Annotated in this window: 22 protein-coding genes and 1 tRNA gene; 10 read left to right on the plus strand and 13 right to left on the minus strand. The window is 65.6% G+C overall.

The window, feature by feature from the left end:
• Positions 1-130 precede the first annotated feature (130 nt).
• Positions 131-220 (minus strand) — tRNA-Ser (locus LC092_RS04735).
• Positions 221-541: 321 nt separating this feature from the next.
• Here LC092_RS04735 and LC092_RS04740 point away from each other — a divergent pair.
• The 9 genes from LC092_RS04740 (at position 542) to LC092_RS04780 (ending at position 9,387) form a co-directional block, all read left to right on the plus strand.
• The gene (locus LC092_RS04740) at positions 542-946 is read left to right on the plus strand and encodes a hypothetical protein (RefSeq protein WP_224805295.1); all 405 of its coding nucleotides are present in this window, start codon (positions 542-544) and stop codon (positions 944-946) included.
• 533 nt (positions 947-1,479) lie between these two features.
• Positions 1,480-2,415, plus strand: coding sequence for a septal ring lytic transglycosylase RlpA family protein (locus LC092_RS04745; RefSeq protein ID WP_318245905.1), 936 nt, complete (start codon positions 1,480-1,482; stop codon positions 2,413-2,415).
• Between the two features lie 117 nt (positions 2,416-2,532).
• The gene (locus tag LC092_RS04750; RefSeq protein ID WP_224805296.1) at positions 2,533-3,714 is read left to right on the plus strand and encodes a D-alanyl-D-alanine carboxypeptidase family protein; all 1,182 of its coding nucleotides are present in this window, start codon (positions 2,533-2,535) and stop codon (positions 3,712-3,714) included.
• Positions 3,704-4,456: a dTMP kinase gene (gene tmk / locus LC092_RS04755; RefSeq protein ID WP_224805297.1), complete on the plus strand. Its 753-nt coding sequence runs from the start codon at positions 3,704-3,706 to the stop codon at positions 4,454-4,456. Before LC092_RS04750 ends, tmk begins: the two co-directional genes overlap by 11 nt.
• Positions 4,457-4,461: 5 nt before the next feature.
• Complete coding sequence (locus tag LC092_RS04760) at positions 4,462-5,532, plus strand: DNA polymerase III subunit delta' (RefSeq protein ID WP_224805298.1); 1,071 nt, start codon at positions 4,462-4,464, stop codon at positions 5,530-5,532.
• Positions 5,533-5,664: 132 nt separating this feature from the next.
• On the plus strand, positions 5,665-7,230 hold the full coding sequence (gene metG, locus LC092_RS04765) for a methionine--tRNA ligase (protein WP_224805299.1): 1,566 nt from the start codon (positions 5,665-5,667) through the stop codon (positions 7,228-7,230).
• On the plus strand, positions 7,230-8,024 hold the full coding sequence (locus tag LC092_RS04770; RefSeq protein ID WP_224805300.1) for a TatD family hydrolase: 795 nt from the start codon (positions 7,230-7,232) through the stop codon (positions 8,022-8,024). Before metG ends, LC092_RS04770 begins: the two co-directional genes overlap by 1 nt.
• Entirely contained in the window at positions 8,021-8,848 is an 828-nt protein-coding gene (locus tag LC092_RS04775) for an MBL fold metallo-hydrolase (RefSeq protein WP_224805301.1), read from the plus strand. The genes LC092_RS04770 and LC092_RS04775 overlap by 4 nt, the downstream gene beginning before the upstream one ends.
• Entirely contained in the window at positions 8,845-9,387 is a 543-nt protein-coding gene (locus LC092_RS04780; RefSeq protein ID WP_224805302.1) for a regulatory protein RecX, read from the plus strand. The genes LC092_RS04775 and LC092_RS04780 overlap by 4 nt, the downstream gene beginning before the upstream one ends.
• Before the next feature lie 303 nt (positions 9,388-9,690).
• On the opposite strand, the gene LC092_RS04785 is transcribed toward LC092_RS04780, so the two are convergent.
• From LC092_RS04785 to LC092_RS04835, 11 genes are all read right to left on the minus strand, one after another.
• Complete coding sequence (locus LC092_RS04785; protein ID WP_224805303.1) at positions 9,691-10,923, minus strand: M20/M25/M40 family metallo-hydrolase; 1,233 nt, start codon at positions 10,921-10,923, stop codon at positions 9,691-9,693.
• A gap of 150 nt (positions 10,924-11,073) precedes the next feature.
• Positions 11,074-12,141, minus strand: a complete 1,068-nt coding sequence (locus LC092_RS04790) for a BMP family ABC transporter substrate-binding protein (RefSeq protein WP_224805304.1) — start codon at positions 12,139-12,141, stop codon at positions 11,074-11,076.
• Positions 12,142-12,317: 176 nt separating this feature from the next.
• A complete protein-coding gene (locus LC092_RS04795; RefSeq protein WP_224805305.1) occupies positions 12,318-13,238 on the minus strand; it encodes an ABC transporter permease in 921 nt (306 codons plus the stop codon).
• Positions 13,239-13,241: 3 nt separating this feature from the next.
• Entirely contained in the window at positions 13,242-14,321 is a 1,080-nt protein-coding gene (locus tag LC092_RS04800; protein ID WP_224805605.1) for an ABC transporter permease, read from the minus strand.
• Positions 14,311-15,897: an ABC transporter ATP-binding protein gene (locus LC092_RS04805; protein WP_412103522.1), complete on the minus strand. Its 1,587-nt coding sequence runs from the start codon at positions 15,895-15,897 to the stop codon at positions 14,311-14,313. Before LC092_RS04805 ends, LC092_RS04800 begins: the two co-directional genes overlap by 11 nt.
• Positions 15,898-15,916: 19 nt before the next feature.
• The gene (gene xdhC / locus LC092_RS04810; protein WP_224805307.1) at positions 15,917-16,924 is read right to left on the minus strand and encodes a xanthine dehydrogenase accessory protein XdhC; all 1,008 of its coding nucleotides are present in this window, start codon (positions 16,922-16,924) and stop codon (positions 15,917-15,919) included.
• The gene (gene xdhB, locus LC092_RS04815; protein WP_224805308.1) at positions 16,921-19,278 is read right to left on the minus strand and encodes a xanthine dehydrogenase molybdopterin binding subunit; all 2,358 of its coding nucleotides are present in this window, start codon (positions 19,276-19,278) and stop codon (positions 16,921-16,923) included. The genes xdhC and xdhB overlap by 4 nt, the downstream gene beginning before the upstream one ends.
• Positions 19,268-20,749, minus strand: coding sequence for a xanthine dehydrogenase small subunit (xdhA, locus tag LC092_RS04820; RefSeq protein WP_224805309.1), 1,482 nt, complete (start codon positions 20,747-20,749; stop codon positions 19,268-19,270). Before xdhA ends, xdhB begins: the two co-directional genes overlap by 11 nt.
• A 3-nt stretch (positions 20,750-20,752) precedes the next feature.
• Positions 20,753-21,109, minus strand: a complete 357-nt coding sequence (uraH, locus tag LC092_RS04825; RefSeq protein WP_224805310.1) for a hydroxyisourate hydrolase — start codon at positions 21,107-21,109, stop codon at positions 20,753-20,755.
• 106 nt (positions 21,110-21,215) lie between these two features.
• Entirely contained in the window at positions 21,216-22,157 is a 942-nt protein-coding gene (locus LC092_RS04830) for a LysR family transcriptional regulator (protein ID WP_224805311.1), read from the minus strand.
• Positions 22,158-22,220: 63 nt separating this feature from the next.
• The gene (locus LC092_RS04835) at positions 22,221-23,198 is read right to left on the minus strand and encodes a quinone oxidoreductase family protein (protein ID WP_224805312.1); all 978 of its coding nucleotides are present in this window, start codon (positions 23,196-23,198) and stop codon (positions 22,221-22,223) included.
• Between the two features lie 150 nt (positions 23,199-23,348).
• Between LC092_RS04835 and LC092_RS04840 the strand changes: the two genes are divergently transcribed.
• Entirely contained in the window at positions 23,349-24,614 is a 1,266-nt protein-coding gene (locus tag LC092_RS04840; RefSeq protein WP_224805313.1) for a SulP family inorganic anion transporter, read from the plus strand.
• Between the two features lie 9 nt (positions 24,615-24,623).
• Here the strand turns inward: LC092_RS04840 and LC092_RS04845 are convergent, their stop codons facing one another.
• Positions 24,624-25,361 carry a TerC family protein gene (locus LC092_RS04845; RefSeq protein ID WP_224805314.1) on the minus strand — a complete coding sequence of 246 codons (738 nt, stop codon included), beginning with the start codon at positions 25,359-25,361 and terminating at the stop codon, positions 24,624-24,626.
• Between the last annotated feature and the right edge of the window lie 100 nt (positions 25,362-25,461).

The following is a 25,461-nucleotide window of genomic DNA, read 5'->3' on the forward strand; positions in this document are numbered from 1 at the left end:
TGATCTGGGATACATCGACCTGGAGCAGAGAACACTACAAACAATCGACAACCCGTTCGGCACGAGGTTGTAACCCATGTCTCCGGTACAAACCGTTACCTATGTCTCCGGATCGGACACAGAAGGGGAGTGGCGGAAGAGGTGGGATTCGAACCCACGAGACGGTTGCCCGCCTGCCGGTTTTCAAGACCGGTGCCTTCAACCACTCGGCCACTCTTCCGTCGGGCTCTCGTTTGGCCGCGCGGCCCTTCATTGTCAAGGGGGATCGCTCCGACCGGACGGGGGCAAAGGAAAACCGCCGATCCGGAAGGTCGAGGCAGGGACCGGATCGGCGGTTGCGCCGGGGTGCCGGCGTTTGGCGCGGGGGCACGCGCCATGTCTTCAGTCTTAGGGGCACACGCCCCATGATGCTGTGACCGGGATCACAAAAGCGTCATCCGCGGCCCTGATCCGCCAGCGCGAGGGGGACGTAACTCAGGGCAGGCAAGCGAATTCGTTTCGGCTTTTTGGCCGGCCTTGAAGAGGATACCAGGAGACGATCATGCCCAAGGCAATCATAAAGACCGGCATTCTGGCAGTTGGCATGTGTGCTGCAGTTGTCTTGTCCGCGACGGCACAGGCGAACACGCAGTTGTCGCAGAACGAGATCAAGCAGGTGGTGTCCGGCAAGCGGATCTATCTGAAAACTCCGCTCGGGGGCGAGTTCCCGCTCTACTACCAGCGCAACGGCAAGGTCGACGGTTCCGGCGACGCCGTCGGGCTCGGCCGCTTCATGCAGCCGAACGACGAGGGCCGCTGGTGGGTGCGCGGCAATCGTCTCTGCCAGAAGTGGCAAAGCTGGTACGACGGCAAGCAGTTCTGCTTCACGCTGTCGAAGGGCGAGGGAAGCACGCTCTACTGGACCCGCGACGACGGCTTGAACGGCCGTGCCCGGATCGGAAACTGATTCAATCGCGGAACCGGTGAGGCCGAAAAGCGACACTCCTGTTAAAAACGTCCGCTCACCTGTGTCTTTCGCTCGACCGCGCTTTCACCTTGCGGTAAGGGACCCGTGTTACACATGTTGCGATGCGCCGAATTGGGAGGCCGCATCACAATGAAAACATGGTCCGCCGGTGCGTTGCGCACTGCGGTGCTGTCTTGCAGAACGGGTGACGGCCGGAGCCTTGGCAAGGGCCTGGTCAGACCTCGTTCTTGCCCCCCGGGATCGATTCCGGATCCGGGCGCGCGCCGGACACACCGCATCGTTATGCCGGCAAGAGTATCGAGTAGGGCGGCAACATGACGACAGGCAAGGCTCCGGCGGCTGACCGCCGGGAACCGGGCTCCTCACGAGATCCTTCGCGGACGACATCCCTTTCGCGGGCTTTCTCCCCCACCCATTCGCTTTCTCGGCTCCGGCCGATCCCCGTTCTTGCGGTTTCGGCCCTGTGTCTGACGCTTGCGGCCTGCAGCAGCGCGCCGACCGACAAGAAGAAAGTGAAATTCAGCGAATCCAAATACGGCGTGCCTGCCAGCCCCAAGATCGTGACGGGCAACAAGCCCGTGCCCAAGGGCGGCGGTCGCTACATGGTCGGCAAGCCCTACAAGGTCGCCGGCAAGTGGTATCGCCCCAAGGACGACCCGAACTACCAGTCCGTCGGGCTTGCCTCCTGGTACGGACCCACCTTTCACGGGCGCCAGACGGCGAACGGCGAGGTCTTCGACCGCAACGCCCTGACCGCGGCGCATACGACGATGCCGCTGCCCTCCTACGCCCGTGTCACCAACATGTCGAACGGCCGCTCGCTGATCGTACGCGTGAACGACCGCGGCCCGTTCCACGGCAAGCGCACCATTGATCTCTCCGAACGCGCCGCGACCATGCTGGACTACAAGTCCAAGGGCGTGGCGAAGGTGAAGGTCGAATATATCGGCCGCGCGCGGCTCGACGGCCTCGATGAACCCTATCTGATGGCGTCCTATCGCGGCCCCGGTGCAGTTCAGCCCGGCGCGACGCAGCCGGGGACCTTGCTGGCGCAAGCCGAAATCCCATCGGGACTTCTCGGGCCGGCGCCCGTTCCGCGCAGCCGGCCCTATGGCGCCGTGCTTGCCAGCACGTGGACATTCTCCAACACGGTCACGGCCGCCTTCGATCCGGCCATCGCCTTCGAGGCCGGAGCAGGAACGCTTCGCGTGGCGTCCTCCAACGGCTTCACCGGCGGGCAGGAAGGACTGCTTGGCTACGGAGCTCCGGTGTCTGCTGAGCCGCAAACGCTGCCCGGCAGCATCCAGGGCCAGACCGGCGGAAGTTTCGTCGCCGGATCGGCCATCTCCTCCTATGTCGCGGATCGCCGGATCGCCGCCGCCTACAGCGCCTTCGACGGGATCGAGGGCGGATCGCCGCTTTCGCGTCTCGTAAACGCACGGCGCTGATGCGCCTGTGGACAAGCCGGTAGGCGCAGGCTTGCACGACGAGTATGGTCAACGTCCCGGACACCGCCGTCCGGGACGTTTTTCGTTGTGACGTCAGCGCATAGAGGTAGAACCGAGATGATTGCGCGCAAGCGGTCTTTCGCAGTCCTGGCCGTCCTGTTCGTCCTCACCGCGTTGACCGGTCAGGTCGCCGCGCAAGGTGCGGTAGAGGAAAAGCCGCCCGAAACGCCGCTTCTGCTCATCGACTTCAGCACCGGCACGCTGTTGAACAGCCGCAATGCAACGGTCGCCATTCAACCCGGCTCCACCGCGAAGCTCATGACCGCCGCCGTGGTCTTCGACGCGCTGTCCTCCGGCGAGATTTCCGAGGACACCGCCTTTCCCGTCAGCGAGCACGCCTGGCGCAGCGGCGGCGCACCATCCGGCGGACCGACGATGTTCGCGGCACTGAAAAGCGAGGTCCCCGTCCTCGATCTGCTGAAAGGGCTGCTCGTCCAGAATGCGAATGACGCCGCCATCATCCTCGCGGAAGGACTGGACGGCAGCGAAGACGCCTTTGCCACGCGCATGAACGCACTGGCCGAACGGATCGGCATGACCGGAAGCCGGTTTTCCAATCCGACCGGCGCGGACGCGCCGGGCGCGGTCACCACGACGGCCGACCTGGGGCGCCTTGCCGCGTTCATCCTGAGCCGGCACAAGGACCGCTACGGGCTCTTCAGCCTTCCCGAGTTTACCTGGAACGGGATCTTTCAGCGCAACAAGAACCCGCTGCTGGGCGAGATCGCCGGGGTCGACGGACTCGCGGCCGGCTCCAGCGCGAAATCCGGCTACAACGGCGTCGGTTCCGTCATCCGGGCAAACCGCCGCCTGATCGGTGTGGTTGCCGGGCACCCGACGGCAGACGCGCGGACGGATGCCCTCAAGGCGCTGTTCGACAGTCTGGAAAAGGACTACGAGGATGTCGTCCTGTTCGAAAAGGGCGCACCGCTGGCGCAGGCCCGTGTGTTCGGGGGCGCGCAATCGAGCGTCGACCTTCTGGCGCGCGAGCCTGTGGAAGTCCTTCTGCCGCGCGGCAGCAAGAGCGACTACCGATTGAGGGTGATCTATACCGGTCCCTTGAAGGCGCCGGTGGAACGCGGCAAGACGGTCGGCGAACTGCGGGTGATGCGCGACCGGACCGTGGTCTTCCGGGTCCCGCTGGAAACTGCCGAGGCGGTCGAGCGGGGAACCGTGACCAGCCGGGCCGCGGACGCCTTGCGTGAAACACTGTTTGGATGGTGGCTCGATGAGGGATGACGCGCGTGTCGACGCGATGCGCGAGACCCGAGGCACCCTGCAGAGGCAGGGGCGTTTTCTCACGTTCGAAGGGGGAGAGGGGGCCGGAAAATCCACCCAGATCTCCCGCCTGAAGGAACGGCTGAATGCGGCCGGGATCGAGGCGGTCGTGACCCGGGAACCGGGCGGATCCCCGACGGCGGAGACCATCCGCGAGCTGCTGCTGTCCGGCAAGGTGAAGCCGCTTGGCGCCGAGATCGAGGCGGTGATGTTCGCCGCGGCCCGCGCCGACCACGTCGATGAAACCATTCGCCCGGCGCTCAACGCGGGGCGCTGGGTGCTGTGCGACCGTTTCGCCGACAGCACCCGCGTCTATCAGGGCGAGGCCGGGGTCGATCCTGCGTTTTTAGACCGGCTGGAGGCCGTGGCCGTCGGCGGGTATCGCCCCGACATGACCATCCTGATCGACGTCTCACCGGAGGTTGGCTTGTCTCGTGTGGCTGCGCGCAGCAGCTCGGACGGCACCCCCGCCGATCCCGACCGCTTCGAGACCGACACGAAGGAGGTGCACATGCGCCGCCGCCAGCTCTTTCTCGACCTGGCCGCTGCGGAACCGGCCCGCTTTGTCGTCGTCGATGGCAGCGCTGCGGCCGACAAGGTGGCGGATGACATCTGGCAGGCGGTCTGCGCGCGCTTTCCGCTCGATCTCGGTCATGCGGGCCCCGCCGCACCCGATCCCGCCCGCGACCGGATCGGAGGCTAGCGGCTATGGAGCAGCAGGACGCCCATGCTTTTGAGCCGGACGCGCTGGAGGGAATACCCTTGCCCCGCGAGCGCACGGTGCTCTACGGCCATGAGGCCGCGGAACAGGCGCTTCTGGAGGCCTATCGCTCGAGCAGGATGCACCACGCCTGGATCCTCGCCGGCCCCAAGGGGATCGGCAAGGCAACGCTCGCATTCCGCTTCGCCCGCTTCGTGCTGGCCCATCCCGACCCGGCGTCAGTGGCGGCGCGGATGGCCCCGGACCTGATGCTTTCGCCCGACGACCCGACCTTTCGCAAGGTGGCCGCCGGCGCGCATCCGGGCATCCTGCACCTCAAGCGGCCCTATGATGCGAAGCGCAAGTCCAAGGACAAGTTCAAGCAGGACCTGACCGTCGACGAGGTGCGCCGCGCGGTGCCCTTTTTCGGGTCGACCGGCTCGCAAGGATCGTGGCGGATCTGCATTGTCGATGCGGCCGACGACATGAACCAGAATGCGGCCAATGCGCTCCTGAAGGTTCTGGAGGAGCCTCCGAAGCGCTCGCTGTTTCTCGTAATCGCACATTCGCCGGGACGGTTGCTGCCAACCATCCGCTCGCGCTGCCGGATGCTGACGACGCAGCCGCTGCGCGATCAGGAGATTGCATCTGGGCTGGCGGAGTTCGGCGTCGCCGCGCCGGAGACCCGTGAGGCCAGGCGCGCGGCCGAGCTCGCGCACGGAAGCCTGAGGAAAGCGATCATGCTCGCGTCGAGCGATGCGATCGAGCTGGCCGACGGCTTTGCGGCACTTGTCGAGCAGCTCCCGGATATCGACATCGCACAGGCGCATGGGTTCGCCGATGCGGTGGCGCGCAATGGCGCGGAAGACGCCTGGACACTGTTTAAGGACCTCGTGTCCGACCACCTTCATTCCCGTCTCGACCCAGCATCCGGCATGGCGTTGCAGCGCCTTGTCAGGGTAGCCGAGGTATGGGAAAAGACGAGCCAGGCCGCCCGCGAGGCGGATGCCTTCAACCTCGATCGCAAGCAGCTCGTTTTGAACGTGTTTCGCGATCTGGCGGAAACCGCCCGCACCTGACCCGACGGGCTGGCGCGAGGGCGGCAAGGCGTGCATACGAAGACTGCCGCCAGTTGAGCGGAAGACCCTGTCCCGCGTGGGCGAATGCCGCGCTCCTCCATGGCCACCGAACTTTGGACCCGCAAGACGTTCATGACCGACCGATCCCCCTTCCTCGTCTCGACGGCGATTTCCTACCCCAACGGCGTTCCGCATATCGGACACGCCTATGAGGCGATTGCCACGGATACAATCGCGCGCTTCCAGCGGCTTGACGGGCGTGACGTGCTCTTCCTGACGGGCACCGACGAACACGGCCAGAAGATGCTGCAGACCGCGCGCGGCGAGGGGATCCCGGTGCGCGAGCTTGCCGACCGCAATGCCGCCCGGTTTCAGGAGATGGTCGCAGCCCTCGGCTGTTCGAACGACGATTTCATCCGCACGGTGGAGCCGCGCCATCATGCCGCAAGCCAGGAAATCTGGCGCCGCATGGCCGCGAATGGCGATATCTACAAGGACAGCTACTCCGGCTGGTACTCGGTGCGCGACGAGGCCTACTACCAGGAAAACGAAACGGAGCTGCGCGCCGACGGCGTGCGCTACGGACCGCAGGGCACGCCCGTGGAATGGGTCGAGGAGGAGAGCTATTTCTTCCGCTTGTCGAGCTATCAGGACAAGCTGCTCGCACATTACGAGGCCAACCCGCAGTTCATCGGGCCGGACGAGCGGCGCAACGAGGTGGTCAGTTTCGTCAAGCGCGGGCTGAGGGACCTGTCGATCTCGCGCACCACCTTCGACTGGGGCGTGCCGGTGCCGGGCGACGAGCGCCATGTCATGTACGTCTGGGTGGATGCGCTCACGAATTACATCACCGGCGCCGGCTTTCCAGATGACAGCGATCCGCGCTGGCGGTTCTGGCCGGCCAACCTGCATGTGATCGGCAAGGACATCGTGCGCTTCCACGCCGTCTACTGGCCGGCCTTCCTGATGTCGGCAGGTATCGAGCTGCCGAAGCGGGTGTTCGCGCATGGCTTTCTGTTCAACAAGGGCGAGAAGATGTCGAAGTCGGTCGGCAACGTGATCGACCCCTTCGCGCTGATCGACCACTACGGGCTTGATGCGGTTCGCTATTTCTTCCTGCGGGAGGTGCCCTTCGGCCAGGACGGCAACTACAGCCACGATGCCATCGTCAACCGGATCAACGCCGATCTCGCGAACGATCTCGGCAATCTGGCGCAGCGCTCGCTGTCGATGATCGGCAAGAACTGCGGCGGCACCTTGCCGACCCCGGGCGACCTCAGCGCCGAGGACAAGGCGATCCTCGCCCAGGCCGACGCGATGCTCGAAACCGCGCGTGCGGCCATGGACACGCAGGCGATCCACCAGATGCTGGCCTGTGTGTGGGCCTGCGTCGGCGAGGCCAATCGCTATTTCGCCGGCCAGGAGCCCTGGGCGTTGAAGAAGACCGATCCCGAGCGCATGGGCACGGTGCTCTATGTCACCGCCGAGGTGATCCGTCAGGTGGCGATCCTGGCGCAACCGGTGGTGCCGGGAAGCGCGGAAAAGCTGCTCGATCTCCTCAAGGTCGAGGCGGATGCCCGCGGTTTCGACGCGCTCGGAGAGGGCGGACGCCTGAAGCCCGGAACCGAGCTGCCGAAGCCCGCGGGTGTCTTCCCGCGCTATGTGGAGGCCGAAACGACCGACAGCGGAGCCGCCTGATGCTGGTCGACAGCCATTGCCATCTCGACTTTCCGGACTTCGACGAAGAACGCGATGCGATCATCGCCCGCGCCAACGACGCCGGCGTCGAGCTCATGGTGACGATCTCGACGCGTGTCGCGAAATTCGACCGGATCCGAGCGCTCGCCGAGCAGTATCCTTGCGTTTATTGCTCCGTCGGCACCCATCCGCACAATGCGGGGGAAGAGGCGGAGATGGCGGTCACGACCGAGGATCTCGTCCGCTTGTCGGCACACGAGAAGGTCGTCGCCATCGGCGAGGCCGGTCTGGACTATTTCTACGACAAGGCCCCGCGCGAGGCGCAGGCGCAGGGACTTCGCCGCCATATAGCGGCGGCGCGTGAAACCGGACTGCCGCTGGTCATTCATTCGCGCGATGCCGACGACGACATGGCCCGGATCCTGACGGAAGAAACGGAGAAGGGCGCCTTTCCGGCACTTCTGCATTGTTTCTCGTCGGGCCGCGATCTGGCGATGACCGGCATCGATCTCGGGCTCTATGTCTCGTTTTCCGGCATCCTGACCTTCAAGCGCTCTGAAGAGCTGCGGGCGATCGCAGCCGATCTGCCCGCCGACCGGCTGCTTGTCGAGACCGACGCGCCTTATCTCGCGCCGCAGCCCTGGCGCGGAAAGCGCAACGAACCGGCCTATGTGGCCCACACCAACAAGGTGCTTGCGGACGCCCGGGGCGTGTCGGAGGACGACATGGCCCGCCAGACCAGCGAGAACTTCTTTCGCCTGTTCTCCAAGGTGCCGGGAGCGGCCGCGCAATGAGCGACGACGGCGAGTTGGAGTTCACGATTCTCGGCTGCGGATCGTCGGCCGGCGTGCCGCGTGTCGGCAACATCTGGGGCGACTGCGATCCGGACGAGCCAAAGAACCGCCGCAAGCGATGCGCCTTGCTGGTGCAGCGGACGGGGAAGGGCGGCACCACCACCGTTCTGGTCGACGCGGGACCGGATCTGCGCCAGCAACTCCTCGATGCCCGCGTGACCTATCTGGATGCGGTGCTCCTCACCCATGCCCATGCCGATCACCTGCACGGCATCGACGACCTGCGGCCGCTGGCGATCACCCACCGCCAGCTCATTCCCGTGCATATGGATGCGACGACCTCGGTTCGCGCCCACGATCTGTTCTACTACGGCTTCAAGACGCCGGAAGGGTCGAGCTATCCGCCGATCCTGAAGGAACACCGCATCGAAGCGGGCGAGACCTACGTCATCGATGGCGCCGGCGGGCCGATCCCGTTTCAGCCCGTGGAAGTGGCGCATGGCGACATCAACGCCTTGGGCTTCCGCTTCGGGTCCGTTGCCTATCTGCCTGATGTGAAAAGCATTCCAGATACCGCGCGGTCGGCCTTCCACGGCCTCGACACCTGGGTGATCGACGCCCTTCGGCGCACGCCGCATCCAAGCCACTTTTCGCTCGACGATGCCCTTGAAAACATTCGTGAATTCGCGCCGAAACGGGCCATTTTGACGAATATGCATGTCGACATGGACTATGCGACACTGACCCGGGAGCTGCCGGACGGCGTCGTGCCGGCCTTTGACGGAATGCGGTTTCGCGGAGCCGCGGGTGACGGCCGGACATGAGCCGCAAGATGCGCGCGCCGACCGAAGACCGGCTGATGCGCGCGGCCTTGCACTACCTCGACCGATACGGATCGAGCGCCGGCAATCTGCACCGCGTGCTGGAACGCAAGGTCTGGCGTGTCGCCGCGGCACTGGAGGAAGACCCGGCCAGCTACATGCATATGGTCGATGCCGTGGTCGCGCGCTGCGAGGCATCCGGCCTGGTCGATGACAAGCTGTACGCGGAATCGAAGATCGCATCGGAACGGCGCAAGGGTCGTTCGACCCGGCGCATCGCTGCCGTGCTGCAGACCAAGGGCATTTCCCAGGACATGGCCGAGACGCTGCTGGCCCGCGACGAGACAACAGATCTTGCCGCCGCCTGCGTGGCTGCGCGCAAGAAACGCTTCGGCCCATGGCGCAAGGGCGACGCGGATCCCGAGCGCCAAAGGAAAGAAATCGCCTCGCTCTGTCGTCAGGGCTTCTCGCTCCAGGTCGCTCGCAAGGTTGTCGAGGCGACAGACCGCGACAGGCTGCTGAGCGACTGCGACGAGGCCTGATGCCATCGGCGCATGATCCATGGGGGATCGGCTCGCCGGAGTGTCGGAGCTGGTATCCAGGATGAAGAACGCTCCGTAAGCGCTTGTGTGCAAATCGATCCGTTCCTGAAGCGAAATGCCGGCTGGCGCGGCGCCTCATCCGAGTAAGTTCCATAATATATATTATGCGAATTAGCTATGGGCGGATAGGAGCCGAGCTTTGATGCGTTGCACCGACGCGCCACAGGCCCTCTTCGGTGCTTTCAGCCTGTCGATCCGACTCGTCCGGTGCGCCTGCCTCCGAGAATGCAGATATGGACGTGCTCAGGACTGCATTGCCGGATTGCCGCTGAGCAGCTGGCGCAAGGTCGCGGTGACGACATCGGTCGCCGCACGAAGATCGCTCAACTGGACGTGTTCGTCCGCGGCATAGGCATTGGCCGCCTCCAGCGAGTCCGGTCCCGATCCGTAGAGCACGGTGGGAATGCCGGCGTCGGCATAGTGGCGCGCGTCGCTGAACAGCGGCGATCCGGTGATGCGCGGTTGCGGCTGCGGGAACCGTGCCCAGATTTCCGCCTGCACGATATCGGCCAGCCGGTCGGCACCGGCAACCGGACGCAACGGCTCGGCCAAGAGCAGCCTGCGGCATTCGATCTCCAGCCCCTCGCGCGGCGTGATCGCGGTTTCAATCAGCGCGAAGAGCTCCGCCTCGACCGCCTCGCCCGTCTCTTCGGGTATAAGGCGCCGGTCGATGCGCAGCACCACGCGGTCCGGCACGACGTTGGTGTTCACGCCGCCCTGGATCGTGCCGACGGTGAGCAAAGGCATCATGTCCGCATCGATGGTGCTGCGCCGCTGCGCGATGCGGTCCCGTTCGTCGTAAAGCGCCCGGAGAATGCCCGTCGCGGCCTCCAGCGCGTCGACGCCGCCATGGGGAGCTGCGGCATGCGCCGCGCGGCCGCGCACGACCACCTCGACCTGAAGGCAGCCGTTATGGGCGGTGGTGACGGAACGGCTGAACCCCGAGGCGATGACCAGATCGGGCTTTGTGAGATCCTGGCCGAGAAGCCAGCGCGGACCGAGCGTTCCGCCGGCTTCCTCGTCGCAGGTGATATGAAGCTCGACCGTGCCGTTCAAAGCCTCTGGCGCCTCGATCAGCGCCAGCAGCGCGAACACATAGGCGCTGATGTCGGATTTGCAGAAGACCGTGCCACGGCCATAGACCGCCCCGCCGGCTTCCTCCGCGCCGAAGGGGTCGACACTCCACCCCTCGCCGGCCGGAATCACGTCGCCATGCGCATTGAGGGCAACCACCGGGCCGCCGTCGCCGAAACGGCGCCGCACGATCAGATTGACGACGCTGCGCATGCCGGCCTGGCGTACGAAGGGTTCCGGAACCGGATGCCATTCCGGATCGAGGCCGAGCTCCTGCAACGCGGTCGCCGCTGCCTCTGCGAATGCGGTCATGTCCCCGGGCGGGTTTTCGCTCGGCACGCGAATGAGGTGTCTGAGAAACTCCAGTTGCCTGGAAAAGCGCGCGTCGTCTGCGGCAGTCATTACCCGGATCCTTGCCGGGAACGTCCCGGTCTTGGCGCTAGGCCGCGAAAATGGCCAAGACGTCGAACCGGCGCGCCCGGCGGTTCGGCTGGATGCCCGTCTACGGGCGATGATCGGCGGCGGACCGAGATCCGCCGCCGCGTCGTCGGCTTACTGCGGAAGCTGGTCGTCGATGCCCTTCACGTACCAGTTCATGCCAAGCAGCGCACCGTCGTCAAGAATGATGCCATCCTCGACCGCCACTTCGCCGTTCTGCTTGAAGATCGGGCCGGTGAAGGGATGGAACGCGCCGCTGCGGATCTTGTCCGTCATGGCCGCCGCCTCGTTGGCGACGTCTTCCGGCAGGTTGGTGAACGGCGCCATCAGCACCATGTCCTTGGCCAGACCGCCCCAGATGTCCTCGCTCTTCCAGGTGCCGTCGAGCGCGGCCTGGACGCGGTTGACGTAGTAGACGCTCCAGTCGTCGACGATGGCGGTCAACTGCGCGTTCGGCGCGAACTTGATCATGTCCGATGCCTGGCCGAAGCCGACCGCGCCGCGCTCCTCGGCGACCTGCAGCGGTGCCGGGCTGTCGGTGTGCTGGCTGATGACGTCGGCGCCCTGGTCGAGCAGCGCCTTGGCCGCATCGGCTTCCTTGCCCGGGTCATACCAGGAGTTCACCCAGACGACCTTGATCTTGAAGTCGGGATTGACCGACTGCGCGCCCAGCATGAAGGAGTTGATACCGCGCACCACTTCCGGGATCGGGAAGGATCCGATGTAGCCGGCGGTGCCCGTCTTCGACATCTTGGCCGCGATCTGGCCGATGATGTAGCGGCCCTCGTAGAAACGCGCCGAATAGGTCGAGACGTTGTCCGCCCGCTTGTAGCCGGTGGCGTGCTCGAACTTCACGTCAGGGAACTTCTTGGCAACCTTGAGGGTCGGGTTCATGAAGCCGAAGGAGGTGGTGAAGATCAGGCCTGCGCCGTCGCGCGCCAGCCGCTCGATGGCGCGCTCCGCGTCGGGGCCCTCGGAGACATTCTCGATATAGGTGGTCTCGACCTTGTCGCCGAAGGCGGCTTCGATCGCCAGCCGGCCCTGATTGTGCTGGTACGACCAGCCATGATCGCCGATCGGCCCGACGTAGATGAAGCCGACCTTCAGCTTGTCCTCGGCCTGTGCGCTCGCCATTCCAAGGCCGAGTGCCGCGGCAAGCGCGATCCCGAATAGTTTTTTCATGTGAGGCTCCTGTTCCCCGTTTAAATCAAAGTGTTTTCGTAAATTCGCGCCGGCGGGTCATCGCCGCTCCGGCGCGCAGCCCTCGTGTTCATTCCCGTCCCCTGCTCTCTCGCACAGCCCGGTGGTCTCTCCGGTCTTTTTCCGTGTTTTCGGCCCGCTCCGCAGTCTTCGCCGCATTAGCGGTCCGGCACGAACGGCCGCCCCAGGCAGGCCGGGGTGTTGACCCGTGTCAGTATGCGGTTCCGGGAGATGATGACAAGCACGGCGATGGTCGCGACATAGGGAAGCGCCGACATAAACTGTGATGGAATGGCGACGCCATGCGCCTGGGCATGAAATTGCAGAATGCCGACCGCTCCGAACAGATAGGCGCCGGCCAGAACCCGCAAGGGCCGCCAGGTGGCGAAGACGACCAGCGCCAGCGCGATCCAGCCCCTGCCCGCCGTCATGCCCTCGACCCACTGCGGCGTGTAGACGAGCGACAGATATCCGCCGGCAAGCCCCGCACAGGCCCCGCCGAACAGCACCGCCAGATAGCGCACCTTGAGGACGGAGACGCCAAGCGCATGCGCGGAGGAATGATTGTCGCCGACCGCACGGATGATGAGGCCGGCCCTGGTGCGAAACAGCACATAGGAGACCCCCGCGACCAGCGCCAGCGACAGATAGACGAGCACGTCCTGGCCGAACAGGAGGCGCCCGACCAGCGGCAGGTCGCTCAGAACCGGGATCTCTATGCCGGTCAGCCGGATGCCTGGCTGCCCCACGAAGGCCTCGCCGATCATCCCGGACAGGCCGAGCCCGAGCAGCGTCAACGCCAGTCCGGTGGCCACCTGGTTGGCGACCAGATGCAGCGTCAGGAACCCGAACAGAAGCGCCATGCCCATCCCCGATACCAGCGCGAAGACGGCGCCGAGATACGGAGAGCCCGTGGCCTGCGCGCCGGCAAAGCCCATCACGGCACCGACGATCATCATGCCCTCGACACCCAGGTTGAGAACGCCCGACCGCTCCACGACGAGTTCGCCGATGGCCGCCAGCAGCAAGGGCGTCGCCGCGGTGATGACGGTCAGAAGAATGGATTCAAATGCCCCCATCGATCAGGCTCCCTTGGCGCTGACGCCCGGCCGCGCGAAGCGGATCCGGTACAGGATCAGCGTATCGCAGGCGAGCACGTAAAACAGAAGAAGCCCCTGGAACACCCGGGTGGTCTTGTCGGAAATCCCGAGCGTGACCTGCGCGGCCTCCCCGCCCAGATAGGAAAGGGCCAGCAGAAAGCCGGACAAGAAGATCCCGATGGGATTGAGCCGGCCGAGGAAGGCAACGATGATCGCCGTGAAGCCGTATCCCGGCGAGATGACCGGCGTCAGCTGGTTGACCGACCCGGAGACTTCGCTGATGCCGGCAAGCCCCGCCAGTCCCCCGGACAGGAGAAAGGCGAAGACGATAATCTTGTTGCGGGAAAAGCCCGCGAAGCGACCGGCGCGCGGCGCCTGGCCGAGAACCCTGATCTCGAACCCCTTCAACGTCTTCAGCAAGACCACCGACAGCGCCAGAACCGCGATGACGGCGAAGATCGCGCCGACATGCATGCGCCCGTCGGCGAGCGCCGGCAGCGTTGCCGCATCCGAGAAGACCCGGCTTTCGGGAAAATTGAAGCCTTCCGGATCGCGCCACGGTCCGCGCACGAGCCAGTCCAGCAGGAGCTGCGAGATATAGACCAGCATCAGGCTGGTCAGGATCTCGTTGGTCCCGAACCGCACTTTGAGGAAGGCCGGGATGCCCCCCCACAGCATTCCCCCGGCAATGCCCATGAGCAGCATCAGCGGCAGGGTCAGGAAGCTCTCGAACCCGGGCAGCAGGATCGGCAGCATGGAGCCGGCGAGCGCGCCGGCGGTAAACTGGCCTTCCGCACCGATGTTCCAGGTGTTCGACAGGAAGCAGACGGCAAGGCCCACCCCGATCAGGATCAGCGGCGTCGCCTTCACCACCAGTTCCTGAAGCGACCAGGAGGCCGTCAGCGGATCGATGAAGAACATGTAGAGCGCGACCGCCGGGTTTTGTCCCAAAGCGGCAAACAGCACGGCGCCCGTCACCAGGGTCAGCGTGATCGCGATCACCGGCGACAGCAGCGCCATCAAGGTGGAGCGCTCGGGCCGCTTTTCCAGTTCAAGCCGCATCGCCCGCGCCTCCACTGTCTTCGTCAAGGCCCGCCATCAGCAGACCCACGCGTTCGCGCGTCAATTTCTGGGCCGGGATCGCTTCGGACAGTTTTCCGCGCGAAATCACGGCGATCCGGTCGGCGATCTCGAAGATCTCGTCGAGATCCTGGCTGATCACCAGCACGGCCGCCCCGTTGCGCGACAGGTCGATCAGCTCCTGGCGGATGAGCGCGGCCGCGCCTGCATCCACGCCCCAGGTCGGCTGGTTGACCACCAGCACGTCGGGCTGCCGGTCGAGCTCCCGGCCGATCACGAACTTCTGCAGATTGCCGCCGGACAGGGCGCGTGCTTCCGGATCGTCATGCGACATGCGCACATCGAAATTCGTCTTGATCCTCTGTTCCAGCGCGCCCGCGCGGTCCCGCTTGAGGAAACCGCCCTGCACCAGCCCGTCGCCGGTGCTGTGGCGTGTGAGCAGGAGGTTTTCCGACAGCTTCAGTCCCGGCACGGCGCCGTGCCCCAACCGTTCCTCGGGAACGAAGGCGGCCCCTGCCCTGCGGCGTTTGGTGATGCCGGCCCGGCCCATCGGTACTGCGCCGATTGTCACGGCGTCTGCGCTGGAGGAAAGCCGTTCGCCGGACACCAGCTCGAACAACTCGCTCTGGCCGTTGCCGGCAATGCCCGCGATGGCAACGACTTCACCCGCCCGCACATTCAAATTTACGTTCTCGATGGCGACGGAAAACGGGCCCTCCGCCTCCGCGCTCAGGTCCTTGAGCGCGAGGCGGACATCGCCTTCGCGCGGGACAACCCCGCGTTTGAGGTCGTGCACCGCACTGCCGACCATGAGCCGGGCAAGCGATCCCGCTGTTTCTTTCGTCGGATCGCATTCCATCACGACCTTGCCGTGGCGCATGATCGTCGCATGGTGGCAGATGCGCTGCACCTCCTCCAGCCGGTGCGAGATATAGAGGATCGCGCAGCCTTCCAAGGCGAGCCGCTCCAGGGTGACGAACAGCTGATCCGCCTCCTGCGGCGTGAGCACCGAGGTCGGCTCATCCATGATGATCAGTTTCGGTTCCTGCAGCAGACAGCGAACGATCTCGATGCGCTGGCGCACGCCGACCGAAAGATCGGCGACAATGGCCGTGGGATCGAGTGTCAGGCCGTAGTCGCGCGACACCTGCCGGATCCGCTCGGACAAGGCACGGAAGGACTGGTCGGGCGGGAGAGCGAGGGCGATGTTTTCCGCGACCGTCAGCGCCTCGAACAACGAGAAGTGCTGGAACACCATGCCGATCCCGAGCGCCCTCGCCTCGGCCGGGGACGCGATGGTAACGGTCTGCCCCTGCCAGACGAGATCCCCCGCATTGGGGTCGAGCGCGCCATAGAGGATCTTGACCAGGGTCGACTTGCCCGCGCCGTTCTCGCCGAGCAGCGCGTGGATCTCGCCGGCGCGCAGCGTGAGGGACACAGTGTCGTTGGCGAGGATCTCGCCGAAGCGTTTGGTGATGCCGCGCGCGTCAAGGAGAACGGTGCCACGCCGCTCGCCGACCACTCCGTGCTGCGGGTTCGTTGTGTCGTCCACTGTCATGAGATCCCCCGCCCCCTTATCATATGGCCGCGATGCTCCCGGCAAGGCCGTGATGCCGTTTCTTGTGGACAGAAACGCGCTGTTCGCGGCGGATCATCAGCTCCGCGACCACGGATACGGCGATGGCGGACGGTTGTTTCGATGCAATTGCGGAAATGCCGATCGGACAACGGAAAACCGCGTCAAGACGGTCGGCCTCATGGCCTGCCGCGCGCAACCGCGAGCGCATGCGCGCCGCCTTGGTCGCACTGCCGATCATGCCGACGCCGGCAATCGCGTCGCGGCGCAAGGCCGCATCGGCGATGGCAAGATCCAGTGCATGATCATGGGTCATGACGAGAACCTCGGCACCGGCCGGGAGATCGGCCGCGACACGCACAGGATCCGCCGCCGCAACGACTTGGACAGTGGCGGGAACATGTGCCGGAAAGACATCCGGCCTGTTGTCGACCCAGGTCACCGAAAACGGCAAGGGCGCGAGCGCCAGAACCAGGGCCTTGCCGACATGTCCGGCGCCGAAGAGCGCCACCGGCGAGGTCTGCGTCCCGAAGCGCTCCGCCAGCAGATTGCCCTGCAGGCGAACCTCCGCCCCGCCCGTCCCGGCAGCCTCGCCGCTTGCGAGGGTGCGCAGGCCCGCCCCGCCGTCTCCATCGACAACCATCTGCGTCGCGAAGGGTCCCTCCGCCTCGAGCCGCGCGAAGCGGATCACCTCATCCCACCGCGCCCTGGAGAAGGTTTCGAGGGCTAGCGTGACCCGCCCGCCGCAGCACTGGCCAAGATCGGGCCCAAGCGACATCCGCTCGAGGCGAAAGCCGTCCCGGCCGGCCCGTGCGTCCCTCGCCGCCGTCTCGATCGCCTGATACTCCAGCATGCCGCCGCCGATGGTTCCGTGGAAGCGCCGGTCGGGATCGACCACCATCCGCGCGCCGACCTCCCGCGGAGCGGAGCCCTCGACGCCGACGATCGTGACCAGCACGCAGGCGGGCGCCTCCTCCAGCCGTGCCAGAATCGACGCCCAGGTCCTCATCGCGCCGCCTTCCTGCGCTTGATGTCGGTGACCGAACGCAGGATTTCCTCAGCGGTTGCCGGTGCATTCAGGTCCGGCAGCAGCCCGGGCGCAAGGCTCGCGACCGCGTCGTGAATGGCGCTGAAGACGGAAATCGCCAGCATCACGGGCGGCTCGCCGACCGCCTTGGAGCGAAACACCGTGGGCGACGGATTGCCGGCGGAGGCATAAAGCGCAACGTTGAAGGCTTCCGGCACATCCGACGCGGTCGGGATCTTGTAAGTTGACGGCGCATGCGTGCGCAGGCGCCCGCTCTCGTCCCACACCAGCTCCTCGGTTGTCAGCCAGCCCATGCCCTGCACGAAGCCGCCTTCGATCTGGCCGATGTCGATGGCCGGATTGAGCGACTTGCCGACGTCATGGAGAATGTCGACGCGATCGACGCGCATCTCGCCCGTCATCGTGTCGATGGTGACTTCCGAGCAGGCCGCGCCATAGGCGAAATAGTGAAACGGACGACCCGACGCGCTCGGACGATCCCAGGTGATGGTCGGCGTTGCGTAGAAACCGGTCGCCGACAGCTGGATGCGGGCGAGATGGGCCGCACGCGCCAGCGCCCCGAGCGGCATCGCCTCGTCGCCCAGAAACACCTGGTTGTCGCGAAACACGATGTCGTCCGGCGCGACCCCATGCTGCTCCGCCGCAAAGGCCACCAGCCGCGCCTTGATCGTCTCGGAGGCAATCTGCGCCGCCATGCCGTTGAGATCCGTGCCGGAGGAGGCCGCCGTCGGGCCGGTGTTCGGCACCTTGCCCGTGTGGGTGGCGGTGATCTTCACCCGGTCGAGCGTCACGCCGAAAATCTCGGCAACGATCTGCGCCACCTTCTGGAACAGCCCCTGCCCCATCTCCGTGCCGCCATGGTTCAGATGGATCGACCCGTCGGTGTAGAGATGCACCAGGGCGCCGGCCTGGTTGAGATGCTTGAGGGTGAAGGAAATACCGAACTTCACCGGCGTCAGTGCCAACCCCTTTTTCAGGATCGGACTGCGCGCATTGAAGTCCGAGATCTCCGACCGCCGCGCCCGATAGTCGGAACTCTCCTCCAGCTGATCGACGATGGCATGCAGCGTGGCGTGTTCCTCGACATGCATGCCATAGGGCGTGACGTCCCGGTCCGCGGAATAGAAATTGAGCTTGCGCACATCGAGCGGATCCTTGCCGACCCGGATCGCCAATGCGTCCATCATCCGCTCCGCGGCAAGCATGCCCTGCGGCCCGCCGAAGCCGCGAAACGCGGTGTTGGAACAGGTGTTGGTCTTCAGCCGGCGCGAATGGATCAGCGCATCGGGATAGAAATAACTGGAATCGGCGTGAAACATCGCCCGGTCGACCACGCCGAGCGACAGGTCCGCCGAATAGCCGCAGCGGGCGTGAAACAGCATTTCGGTCGCGCGGATACGTCCGTCCGCGTCATGTCCGAGCGTCCAATGGGCGCGGAAGTCATGCCGCTTGCCGGTCATGATCATGTCGTCGTCGCGGTCGAGCCGCAGCTTGCAGGCATGGCCCGTCACGGAAGCGGCAAGGGCGGCAAGCCCTGCCCAGTGGTTGGCCTGGCTCTCCTTGCCGCCAAAGCCGCCGCCCATGCGCCGGACTTCCACGGTCACCGCCGCATCCGGCACCGACAGGACACGCGCGATGATGTGCTGCGTCTCGCTCGGATGCTGCGACGAGGTGTGGACGAAAACGTCGCCGTCCTCGCCGGGAACCGCCAGCGACACCTGACCTTCCAGATAGAAATGCTCCTGCCCGCCGATTTCCATCTGGCCGCGCAGCTTGGCCTGCGAGGTGGCAAGCCCGGTTTCCGGCGACCCCTTGCGGAACTGGTAGTCCGGCAGAACCGTTTCGTCGGCCGACAGCGCGTCGTCGATGGTCAGCACCGGTGCCAGCGGATCTGCAACGATCCGTGCCTTGCGCGCCGCCCGGCGCGCCGCATCGCGGGTTGTCGCGATCACCGCGAAGATCGGCTGCCCCCAGTAGAGGATCTCGCTTTCGACCAGCATCGGCTCGTCGCCGAGCGCGGGCGAGACGTCGTTCTTGCCCGGAATATCCGCATGGGTCAGCACGGCGACGACGCCGTGGCTTTGCCGCACCGGCTCCAGGTCGATCTCCGTGATGGTGCCTCTTACGACGTCATCTGCCCATCCTGGCACCACATGCAGCGTGCCGGCGGGTTCGCGAATGTCGTCAACATAGGTAGCGCCGCCGCTGACATGCTTGATCGCACTGTCATGCGGTGTCGGCCGGCGCACGCTTGCAAGCGTGCCGTCGTCACCGGGCAGAAGCCCTGCACCACCGGGCGCATCCTCAAGCGGCATGAGACGTCTCCTCGCGCCGGGCGCCCGTGATCCGGGTGCGTTCGTCGGGCGTTCCGCCGATTTCAACCAGCGCCTTGGCGAGCAAGGCGCGTGCCACCTCCTGGCGATAGTCCTCGCTTGCGCGCATATCGCTGATCGGGCTGAAGTCTTCCGCCAGAGCCCTCAGCGCCGCCGCCCAGGTCGACGGCGTGTCGGGGCGCGCGCCCACGAGCGCGATTTCCGTGCCCGCAGCCCGTTTCGGCGTGGGCGCCATGCCGCCATAGGCGACGCGCGCCTCTGTGATGCTGCCATCCACCAGCGTCAGGCGCACCGCCATCAAGACGGCGGTGATGTCCTGGTCGAAGCGCTTGGAGATCTTGAAGCAGCGAAACGCGTGGTTCGGATCGAGGCGCGGCACATAGAGACCGGTGACGATCTCGCCGGGCTTGCGGTCCTGCTTGCCGTAATCGACAAAGAAGGCGTCGAGTGGCAGGGTGCGGGCATCCGCGCCCTTGCGCAGCTCCAGCGTCGCTCCCAATGCGATCAGGGCCGGCGGGCTGTCGCCGATGGGCGAGCCATTGGCGATATTGCCACAGACGGTTCCGGAGGCGCGCACCTGCTTCGATCCGATGCGGCGCCACAACTCACCGAGGTCGGGATCGATGCGCGCCATGAAATCATGGGTGTCGCCAAAGGTCGCCCGCGCGCCCATCAAGACGCCGCCGGCGGTTTCCTCCGCACCCTCCAGTTCGGCGACACGACCGATCCATATGATCTTCGGCAGGTCTCGCAGCTGTTTCGTGACCCACAATCCGACATCGGTCGCCCCTGCCAGAATGGTGGCGTCGGGATGCCGGTCATAGAGCTCGGCCAGCGCATCGACGGAGGCGGGCGCGGCGAAAAACCCCTCGCCCGTGGGGATCATGACATCCGCGCCGTCCTGAAGGGCGGTCAGCGCGGCCATCGTCTCGGCCGCCCGCCGCGAGAATGCATCGTCGACCGTCTGGAAACAGGCATCGAGCGCGGCGTCGACGATCGGACGATACCCTGTGCAGCGGCATAGGTTGCCGGCGAGCCAGTCGGTCACGGTCTTGCGCGTCGCGGGCACATCGGCTGCGTGATAAAGCGTGAACAGGCTCATGATGAAGCCCGGCGTGCAAAAACCGCATTGCGACCCGTGGAAGTCGACCATCGCCTGCTGCACCGGATGCAGCTTGCCGTCCGCCGCCAGATCCTCGACCGTCACCAGCTCCGCCCCGTCGAGCATGCCGAGGAACTGGATGCAGGAATTCACCGGCTGATAGACGAGCCGCCCCCCGACAATGCGCCCGACGGCGACCGTGCACGCCCCGCAATCCCCCTCGCCGCAGCCTTCCTTGGTGCCGGACAGGCCCCGGCGCAGGCGCAGGTAATCGAGCACCGTCTCGTTCGGCCCGACCTCGCCCAGTTCAACGACGTCGCCGCGATGGAGGAAACGGATGGCGCTGCGCATAAATCAGCTCCCGCGGTAGGTCGAATAGCCGAATGGCGACAACAGCAGGGGCACATGATAATGCGCGTCGGGATCGGAAATGCCGAACCTGAGCGGAATTACGTCCAGGAACAGCGGTTCCGGCAGGTCCTCGACCGTTGCGCGCAGATAGGCGCCCGCCTCGAAGCGCAGTTCGTAGACGCCGGGCCGGAAATCCGCATCGCCCAGGATCGGACCGTCGACCCTGCCGTCGTCGTTGGTCACCGCATCCACGAGTTTCCGGAAGTCGCCGCTGTCGTCCAGCCGCCACAAGGAAAGCGCAAGCCCGCTTGCCGGGCGCCCGAGCGCCGTGTCCAGAACATGTGTCGTCAGCCGTCCCATCAGTCTATCCCGTCTTCGGCCATCGGGTCGATGATGACCATCAATTGTTCATGCCTTGAAAGAGTGCACGACCCAAACCCTGCGGACCAGAACAGATTCGCGATCTCTATGATGCCGTATCGGCATCGATTTGAGAAAGCCGATCACCCACTGCGGACACCGAATGTTCGAAAAACGCCTGCGCTGCGTGGCTCAGCCCTCGATGCGAGGATGTGAGCATGGTGAAACGGTCCCGGCTCAGCGCCGTATCGGCCAGCGGAACAAAAACCAGTTCGCCGTCGCCAACCTCCCGCTCCAGACCGATGATGGTCTGGAAACTCACGGTCTCGCCCGCCGCTGCGAGCCGCTTCATCATCCTCAGCGAATTCGCCTCAACGAAGGCGCGCCCCACAAGGCCGTCGGCAGGCAGCGCCGAGTCGATGAGCTTGCGCAGGGACAGGTCGCGCGTCGGCAGGCAGAACGGATGTGCCAGGCAGTCCGCCAGATATAGCGGCAGCCGCCGTGCCAGCGGATGCCCCGGCGCCATCACGGCGCCGATGGCGAGGTCGCGCCGGAAGGCGGCGCTCAGGCGCGGATCCTCCGGTGGCTCGAAGGAAAAGCCGACCTCGGTCCGTCCTGCGATTACCGCTTCGGCAACCTCGTCGGAACCGGCGATGCGGACCGACACGTGGATGCCCGGATAGCGCTTGCGAAACGCCGTCACCACGGCCGGCAGCAGTGTTTCCGACACGCTTTCCACGCTGGCGATGCTGACCGCGCCGCTGCGCATGCCCGTGAGGGCGTCCAGTTCGCCGGCTGTGGCCGAGAAGTCCGACAGCGTTCGCAAGACGTGCGCCCGCAGGATTTCTCCCGCCGGTGTCAGCCGAACCCCGCGCGCCAGCCGGTCGAACAGCGCGTGTCCCAACGTCTTTTCAAGCCAGAGCACCTGCCGGTTGACGGCGCTGGAGGCGACATTGAGCTCGCGAGCCGCCGCGCGGATCGACCCCGCCTGGGCAACGGCCGCGAAATACCGCAAGGCCGGCCCGTAGAGATGCCGTGACCTGTCCATTGACCGCGTCCCCCGCCGCTGCTTGCGCGGCCCGGGGCATCCCCGCGCCGCAAACCGGCGTCGTCAGGGGACGAGCACGGTGGTGCCGGTCGTCTTGCGGCCCTGCAGGTCCTCATGCGCGGTGATGGCGTCTTTCAGCGCGTACTCCTGATTGACCTGGATTGTCACGTCGCCCGAGCGCACCACCTCGAAGAGATCGTTGGCAGTCTCCTCCAGATCGGCCCGCGAGGCGATATAGGTGAAGAGCGTCGGGCGCGTTGCAAACAGCGAGCCCTTCGGACCGAGCAGGCCGAGATTGAAATCGGTGATCGGTCCCGACGACTGGCCGAAGGACGCCCACAGTCCCAAGGGGCGCAGGCAATCGAGGGAACCGGGATAGGTGTCCTTTCCGACCGAATCATAGACGACGTCGCAGAGCTTGCCGTCGGTGATCTCGCGCACCCGCTCGACGAAGTTTTCCGTTCGGTAGTTGATCACATGCTTGTAGCCATTGGCCTTGGCGAGCTCAGCCTTTTCCGCCGAGCCGACCGTGCCGATCGCGGTCGCGCCGATCTTGGCCGCCCATTGGCCGGCGATCAGGCCGACGCCGCCGGCCGCCGCATGAAACAGCAGCGTGGTCTCCGGAGTCACAGTGTAGGTCTTGCGCAGCAGGTAGCGCGCGGTCATGCCCTTTAGCATCATGCCGGCGGCGGTCTTGTCGTCGACGCCCTCGGGGATCACCACGAGACGGTCGGCAGGCACCAGCCGCTCCTCCGCATAGGAGCCAAGCGGGCCGACATAGGCGACGCGATCGCCCGGTGCCACGTGGGTCACGCCCTCGCCCACCGCCGTGACGACGCCGGCTCCCTCGTTGCCGGGGGTAAACGGCGTGCCCGCAGGCGCCGGATAAAGGCCGGAGCGAAAATAAGTGTCGATGAAATTCAGCCCGATGGCGGTGTGACGAACGCGCGCCTCGCCGGCGCCGGGAGCGCCGACCTCGACCTCCTCCCATTTCATCACGTCCGGACCGCCCGTTTCATGCACCCTGATCGCGTGAACCATTTTTGTCTCTCTCCCTGGGAAATGACCTGTTGGCCCGATCATGGGGCGCGCGCAGACATCGGGCAAGCCCCGCCGGTTTCGCCATTGCGCTCCAATGACACACCGCCTCGCGCTGGCGCAAAACGGCATCGCGGTGCTAAGCGATAGTGCATGCGCCAGCCGAAGATCCTCACCACACTCAAAACCTACAGTTTGCCGCTGTTTTTCGCCGACCTTCTGGCCGGTGCGACGGTGGCCATGGTGGCCCTGCCGTTGAGCCTGGCGATTGCCATCGCCTCCGGCGCCTCCCCGGAAAAAGGCCTGGTGACCGCGATTGTCGCCGGTTTCCTGATTTCGCTGCTCGGCGGCAGTCGGGTCCAGATCGGCGGGCCGACCGGCGCCTTCATCGTCGTGGTGCATTCGATCCTCGCCACCCACGGCTACGACGGACTGGTGCTCGCCACCTTCATGGCGGGGTTCATCCTGCTGGTGGCCGGCTATTTTCGCGCCGGCAATCTCATCGCCCATGTACCGGAAGCCGTGATCAACGGTTTCACCATCGGCATCGCCATCGTCATCGCCTTCAGCCAGCTTCCCGATTTTCTCGGAATGACCCTGCGCGACGCTCCGGCGGAGTTCTTGGAGCGGCTGTCCGCGCTCTGGGCCGCGCGCGACACCTTCGCCCCCTCGGCGCTGGGCGTGGCGCTGGTCGCCGTCGCGCTGATTGTCGGTCTGCGCCGCCTTGCCCCGCGCTTTCCCGGTCTCATCGTCGCCGTCGGCGTCGCATCCGGGCTGGTGGTGCTGTTCACGCTGCCGGTCGAGACGCTGGGATCGCGGTTCGGCGCCCTGCCCTCAAGCCTGCCCCTCCCCGCGCTTCCGGCGATTTCCTTCGAACGGATTGCGGAATTGCTGCCGTCCGCTTTCGTTATCGCCTTCCTCGCCGGGGTGGAATCGCTGCTGTCTGCGATGGTCGCCGACAGGATGATCGAAGGCCGCCACCGCCCGAACGCGGAACTGACCGCGCAAGGGACGGCCAATATCGCTTCGGCGCTCTTCGGCGGGCTTCCCGCCACCGGGGCAATTGCCCGCACGGCGACGAACATCAAGGCCGGCGGCCGCACGCCCGTTGCCGGCATCGTCCATGCGCTCGTGATCCTGGCCGTCATGCTGCTGGCAGCACCGATGGCCGGCTATCTCGCCATGCCCGCCCTTGCAGCCCTGCTGATGGTGACAGCCTGGAACATGAGCGAGCCGCACCGCTGGGGCGACTACGCGAAAGCGCCGCCCTCCGACCGTCTGCTGCTTGTGCTCACGCTGGCGCTGACCGTTTTGGTCGACCTGACGGTTGCGATTGGCGTTGGCGTCGCGCTCGGTCTGGCGCTTCGCGCGGCAAGCAAACGGCGGCAGGACAGCGACTGGACCCCGCCGGAGCGCTGACCCGCGCGGTTACCCGCCGGAGGCCGCCTGACGTTTAGCCTTCCGCCTGGCGGCGGCGAGGATGTTGATGACCTCCACCCCGGCCGAAAACGCCATGGCGAAATAGATGTAGCCGCGCGGAATATGAAAACCCAGACCGTCGGCGATCAGCGCAACGCCGATCAGCAGCAGGAAGGCGAGCGCCAGCATCTTGGTCGTCGGGTGCTTCTGCACAAAGTCGGAAATCGGACCGGACGCGACATACATCGCGATCATCGCGATCACCACCGCGGCGACCATCACCTCGATATGTTCGGCCATGCCGATGGCGGTGACGATGGAATCGACCGAAAACACCATGTCGATGACGATGATCTGGGCGATCACCGCGCCGAAACCGGCGGCAACGGCCGTTCCGGTTTCATCATGCGCGCCCTCGATCCCCTTGTGGATCTCGTGGGTGGCCTTGACCAGCAGGAAGAGACCGCCGGCGAGCAGGATGAGATCGCGCCAGGAAATCGCCTCGCCGACGACGGTGAACACCGGCGCAGTCAGGCCGATCAGCAGGGTCAGCACGGAGAGAAGCGCGATGCGGAAGATCAGCGCAAGCGCAAGGCCGATCTGGCGGGCGCGCTTCGCGGTTTTCGGCTCGAGCCGGGCGACGATGACCGAGATGAAGATGATGTTGTCGATGCCGAGAACGATTTCCATCACCGTCAGGGTGAGAAGGCTCGCCCATACGGCCGGGTCGGACAGAAGCTCGATCATGGAAACGCCTCACGGATCGCAGGTTGGCCAGGGCCGCGCACGGCCGACCGTCCGGTGATCGCAGAAACCCGGCGTCCTGCCAACCCCGGCCGGACGCGCG

The organism is Stappia stellulata (genome assembly GCF_020176715.1).
Lineage (GTDB): Bacteria > Pseudomonadota > Alphaproteobacteria > Rhizobiales > Stappiaceae > Stappia.